This is a genomic window from Candidatus Desulfofervidus auxilii, from assembly GCA_030262725.1.
Classification (GTDB): Bacteria; Desulfobacterota; Desulfofervidia; order Desulfofervidales; family Desulfofervidaceae; genus JAJSZS01.
Genome location: JAJSZS010000052.1, coordinates 1 through 5,194, shown reverse-complemented (window position 1 = coordinate 5,194; position 5,194 = coordinate 1). Strand labels below are relative to the sequence as shown.

Below are 5,194 nucleotides of genomic sequence, written 5' to 3'. Positions count from 1 at the left end.
AGTCCTCTACCTGCATTTATGCCTACTACTGTTACTTCCTTATTTTTACCTACCATACTGAGTGGAATTAAGCGATTTATTTTTTCCATTGTTAAATACCAAAACTTTAATTTAAAAATTAATTTTGTCAAACCTCTTGACAAAAAAATTTTTTTTGCTATTTATTGAAATTGAAATTAAAATGCAATATAATTTAAATTTTATGAAGGAACATAAAGTAACAACCTTAGATGAGATAAAGCCTGGTCAAGAATGTCGAATTATAAGAATAAATATAGGTGGTGCTGTAGGGCAGCGTTTAATGGATATGGGATTTATACCTGGAACAAAGGTAAAAGTGGTTCGTAATGCACCACTTATAGACCCAGTTGAGTTTATTGTTAGAGGATATCATGTTAGCCTTCGTCATTCTGAGGCTAAATGTATTGAGGTAGAGCTATTATGAAAAAAGAAAAAATTATAGTAGCAGTTGCAGGTCAGCCAAATTCTGGTAAATCCACTATTTTTAATCTTCTTACTGGTGCAAGACAGCATATAGCTAATTATCCTGGTGTAACTGTTGAGAAGAAAACAGGGATATTTAAATTTCAAGGAGATAAAATAGAACTGGTTGATTTGCCTGGTACCTATAGCCTTACTTCATATACGTTAGAAGAGCGCATAGCAAGGGATTTTATTCTTCATGAAAAACCAAAATTGATAGTTAATATAGTAGATGCATCAAATCTTGAAAGAAATCTCTATCTTACATTTCAGCTTGGTGAGATAGGAATTCCATTAATAATTGATTTAAATATGATGGATGTAGCAGAAAGCAGAGGAATTGAAATAGATATAGATGAATTGAGCAAAAAGTTAGGGGTTCCAGTAATTCCAACAATTGGTAATAGAGGGAAAGGAAAAAAAGAACTTCAAAAAGCAATATGGGATGTTGCTAAAGGAAATATTAAACCTAATTTTAAACGTATTAATTATGGTGATGCCTTAGAGCCTATACTATCTTCTTTGGAAAAAAAACTTTCAGAAGAATCTTCATTTTCCCAAAATTATCCTTTAAGGTGGCTTGCTGTAAAACTTATGGAAGGAGATAGTGAGGTAGAAAAGCTTGTTAAAGAAAAGTTAAAAAATGGAAAAGAAATTATAAATTATGTAAAAAGTGAAAGAGAGAAATTTATATCTCAATATAAGGAGACACCTGAAAAGGTCATTGCCCAAAAGCGTTATCTTATTGCAGAAAAAATTGTAGAAAGTGTTATCAAAAGAAAAAAGAAAATAACTTTGACTTTATCTGATAAGATTGATAAAGTTGTTTGCCATAAAATCTTTGGTTTTATTATTTTAGCTGCTGTTATTTATAGTTTATATGAACTTTCTATAGTTCAAGGCTACAAAATTACCAATTATACTTGGCCACTTTTAGTTTCTTTTAGAAATTTTATAGCAAAAATTCTTCCACCTGAGGGATTTATTTTTGATCCACTTCTTCGTTCCTTACCTTTAGGAGTTATTGATGGGATTATAGCAGTTTTAAATTATATTCCTATTTTTCTTATCCTTTTTGCTTTGATAGCAATACTTGAAGATACAGGATATATGGCACGTATGGCATTTATTTTAGACCGTATATTTAGACATTTTGGTCTTCATGGGCAATCTATCCTACCTTATATATTGGGTGGTGTGTATGTAGGGGGATGTGCTATACCAGGTGTTATGGCATGCCGTGGTATAAAAGATGAAAAAGCACGCATGGCGACAATACTTACTACACCTCTTATGAATTGTATGGCTAAGATTCCACTTTATGTTCTCTTAATTGGGATGTTCTTTACTGAACATAAGGCTTTTGCTATGTTTTTTATAGCTACAATTACATTAATTATAGCACTTGGTGTAGCTAAAGTTTTAAATCTTACTGTTCTTAAAGGAAAGGAGAGTGCTCCATTTGTAATGGAGCTTCCCCCTTATCATATCCCTACAATTTCTGGTGTTTTGCGTCGCTCTTTAGAAAGAACATGGTTATTTGTAAGAAAGGTTATAACTATTGTTATTGTAGTAGCTGCTATTGTTTATATTCTCATTAGCATGCCTGGAATAAGTAAAGAAAGAAAAGCTTATTATGAAAAAATGGCAAATCAGGCAATTGAAAGATTTTATAAAGAAATAGGAAAAGAAAATCCATATGCTAAGATTTTGGCTGGTGAGGGGCTTATGGAATTTACCAGATATTGGGACTCATATAAGATTGCTATGATGGGGGCAAAAGGAAAGGAGGAAAAAAGGGCTATTGATGAAAAGTTTAAAGCTAAAAATATTGAATTTTATAAGATAGTAAAAAGAGGAAATTATGAACTTAATGGAAAAAAGATAAAAGATAAGGATGCAAAAAAGGTCTATAAAGCATATAAGAAACTTGCCAAGGTAAGAAAGAAATTAAGACGTGAAATTAAAAATGAGACAGTTATGTCAAGTTATTTAGGGCGTGTTGGTCAGGCTATAGAACCATTTACAAAGTTTGCAGGATTTAACTGGCGTATAAATATTGCTCTTATTAGTTCCTTTGCAGCAAAGGAAAATGCTGTAGCAACCTTAGGAAGTATTTATCAATCTCCAACAGGTGAAGAGGCACAACTTGGGGAAAGAATGAAGAGGGAAGAAACTGGTTGGACACCACTTCATGCTTTGGCTATAATGCTTTTTATGGCTATGTATCCACCTTGCATCCCTACACTAATTATGGTGCGGTTAGAAACTGGAAGCACAAAATGGATGTTATTTGCTACAATTTATCCTATTATATTGGGACTTACAATAGCAATACTTGTGTTTACAGGAGGAAACTTATTAGGTCTTTCAGGAATTCAGGCAATGATAGCCTTTTATATTTTAGCAATAATATGTACAGCAATATTGGGATTTATTAAAAGAGAGCCAAAAATCACATAAGGGGGGTGATATTATGAAAAAAGTATTAATTTGTTTATTTGGTCTTATGGTTATGAGTAATTATTCTTATGCCCATACTCCACTTTGCACTTGTTATGACAATGGAGATGGCACTGTAACATGTGAGGGTGGATTTTCTGATGGTTCATCTGCTGCTGGTGTAACTATGCTTGTGGTAGATAAGAACGGGAAGGTTTTAATAAAAGGAAAGATGAATGAAGATAGTGAATTTACCTTTAAAAAACCAAATGTTCCTTATACAGTGATTTTTGATGCAGGACCAGGCCATGTATTAAAAATAGATAGTAAAGATATTACTGAATAAAAAATTATTAAAGGAGGTGTAAGAGATGAGGAAGATCATATTATTAAGTATAATATTCATGTTTATATTAAGTATTTCTGCATTTGCTCATTTTATGATAATTTATAGTCCTGAAAGTGTTCTGAAAACAAGAAAAATCAATCTTAAACTAATATTTACTCATCCCTTTGAGGCAGGTCATACTATGGATATTGGAAAAGATGAAAGTGGTAAGATACATCCACCAATAGCGTTTGGTGTAATGCATAAAGGAAAGAAAATAGATTTATTGAAAAAATTAAAACCAATTACTTTTAGAAGTTTGACTAATAGTGGAAGGGCTTATGAGGCTGATGTTAAATTAAAAGGTATGGGGGATCACATCTTTTATTTTGTTCCAGCTCCATATTATGAACCTTCAGAAGACATATATATACAACAGTGCACCAAGGTTATATTTAATATAGGTGGTATACCTACAGATTGGGATAAACCAGTTGGTGATCCTCTACCAGTTGAAATTATCCCTTTAGATAAACCTTATGCTCTGTGGGTTGGTAATGTATTTCGTGGTATAGTTACACGTGGTGGCAAACCAGTGCCTTATGCTGAAATTGAAGTGGAGTATCTGAATCATGATATAAAAGGAAATGCTTTTGTTAAAGAGGCTAAAGTAAAAGCTCCTCATGATGCACTTGTTACTCAAACTATTAAAGCAGATTCAAATGGTGTATTTACTTTCGGTCTTCCAAAGGCAGGTTGGTGGGGTTTTGCAGCTGTAGATGTAGGTGGGGATTTAAAATATAAAGGTAAAAAGCTTTCTCAAGATGCAGTTATCTGGGTTCAAGTATGGGAAATGAAATAATTGTTTATTAGGCTGCGGTTAATTTGACCGCAGCCTTTAATTTAAAAATATTATTGAAATTTTTAAAATTGAAATTGAAATTAAAATACAGTTTTATTTTAAAAAAAGTAAAAATTGCTAAAAACTTAAAAAGGAGGGTGATATGAAAAAAGCAAATTTAGCGATGATGATGGGTGGTTTAATGATGATAGCTTCTCAAGTAACTCCAGGGTGGAGTTTGGATGTAAATGAAAAAATAACCTTTGAAGGAACTTTTACAGGAGTTTATCAATGGTTGGATGGACCAGATATTGATAGTAAAAACAGAGGCTCAGGAGCAATTGATCTTGGTTTATCTTTTACACCTACTGAAAATAATGAGTTTTATATTTTAGGAAGTTTTGCAAGTGGGAATGGCTTAAAAGATGTTTCTCCTTTTATTTTAGCTCCAAATGCTGATGACTTAGAAGATGATGTAAAGAATATAAATGGGCATGAGCAACAGGATAATATTTTAGAAGCTTGGTATGCTCATACTTTTAGTTATAAAGATACATCTTTAAAGATTACAATTGGAATTATAGATGCAACTGTTTATATTGATGATAATCGTTTTGCAAATGATGAGATAACTCAGTTTATGAATGATGTATTTGTGAATACTCCTTTAACTACTCCACCAAGTTATGATTTGGGTGCTGTAATAGAATTTAATAAAGGTCCTTTTTCTGCAAAACTTCTTGGAATGACAACCAAGGGAGATGTAGGAGAAGACAAAGAAAGATTTTATCAATACTATGCACTTCAGCTTGGATATACTTTAAACTCTAAATGGGGAGAAGGGAATTATAGAATTTTTGGATTTATTACAAGTGATGATTTTTATGATTGGGAAGGAAAAGATAAAGAAAGTATTTATGGCATTGGTATTTCTATAGATCAAGATATGGGATTTATTAGGAATCCTTTTAGTAAAAATCCTATAGGTTTTTTCTTAAGAGCTGGTTGGCAGGATGATGAAGCTCAGGTTGATTATAATAATTTGATTTCTTTTGGGTTTAATGTGCCTTTTTATTTTCTTGGTAAAGAAGGAAATGAAT

The 5,194-nt window shown here is 32.0% G+C and carries 5 protein-coding genes; all 5 read left to right on the top strand.

The genetic code is table 11. The annotated features are described in order from the left end of the window. The first annotated feature begins 202 nt into the window (after nucleotides 1-202). The gene (locus tag LWW95_11570; protein ID MDL1957664.1) at nucleotides 203-445 is read left to right on the top strand and encodes a ferrous iron transport protein A; all 243 of its coding nucleotides are present in this window, start codon (nucleotides 203-205) and stop codon (nucleotides 443-445) included. After that, nucleotides 442-2,946 carry a ferrous iron transport protein B gene (gene feoB, locus LWW95_11565; protein MDL1957663.1) on the top strand — a complete coding sequence of 835 codons (2,505 nt, stop codon included), beginning with the start codon at nucleotides 442-444 and terminating at the stop codon, nucleotides 2,944-2,946. The genes LWW95_11570 and feoB overlap by 4 nt, the downstream gene beginning before the upstream one ends. Nucleotides 2,947-2,959: 13 nt before the next feature. Beyond that, complete coding sequence (locus LWW95_11560) at nucleotides 2,960-3,271, top strand: hypothetical protein (GenBank protein MDL1957662.1); 312 nt, start codon at nucleotides 2,960-2,962, stop codon at nucleotides 3,269-3,271. Nucleotides 3,272-3,296: 25 nt separating this feature from the next. After that, nucleotides 3,297-4,115 carry a DUF4198 domain-containing protein gene (locus LWW95_11555; protein MDL1957661.1) on the top strand — a complete coding sequence of 273 codons (819 nt, stop codon included), beginning with the start codon at nucleotides 3,297-3,299 and terminating at the stop codon, nucleotides 4,113-4,115. A 142-nt stretch (nucleotides 4,116-4,257) separates the two neighbouring features. Then, nucleotides 4,258-5,194: porin (locus LWW95_11550; GenBank protein MDL1957660.1), on the top strand; the 937-nt coding region annotated here is incomplete at its 3' end.

Excerpts from the sequence above, each read along its gene's own strand:
- LWW95_11570 (MDL1957664.1), top strand. The coding sequence starts at position 203 with ATGAAGGAACATAAAGTAACAACCTTAGATGAGATAAAGCCTGGTCAA.
- feoB (MDL1957663.1), top strand. The coding sequence starts at position 442 with ATGAAAAAAGAAAAAATTATAGTAGCAGTTGCAGGTCAGCCAAATTCT.
- LWW95_11560 (MDL1957662.1), top strand. The coding sequence starts at position 2,960 with ATGAAAAAAGTATTAATTTGTTTATTTGGTCTTATGGTTATGAGTAAT.
- LWW95_11555 (MDL1957661.1), top strand. The coding sequence starts at position 3,297 with ATGAGGAAGATCATATTATTAAGTATAATATTCATGTTTATATTAAGT.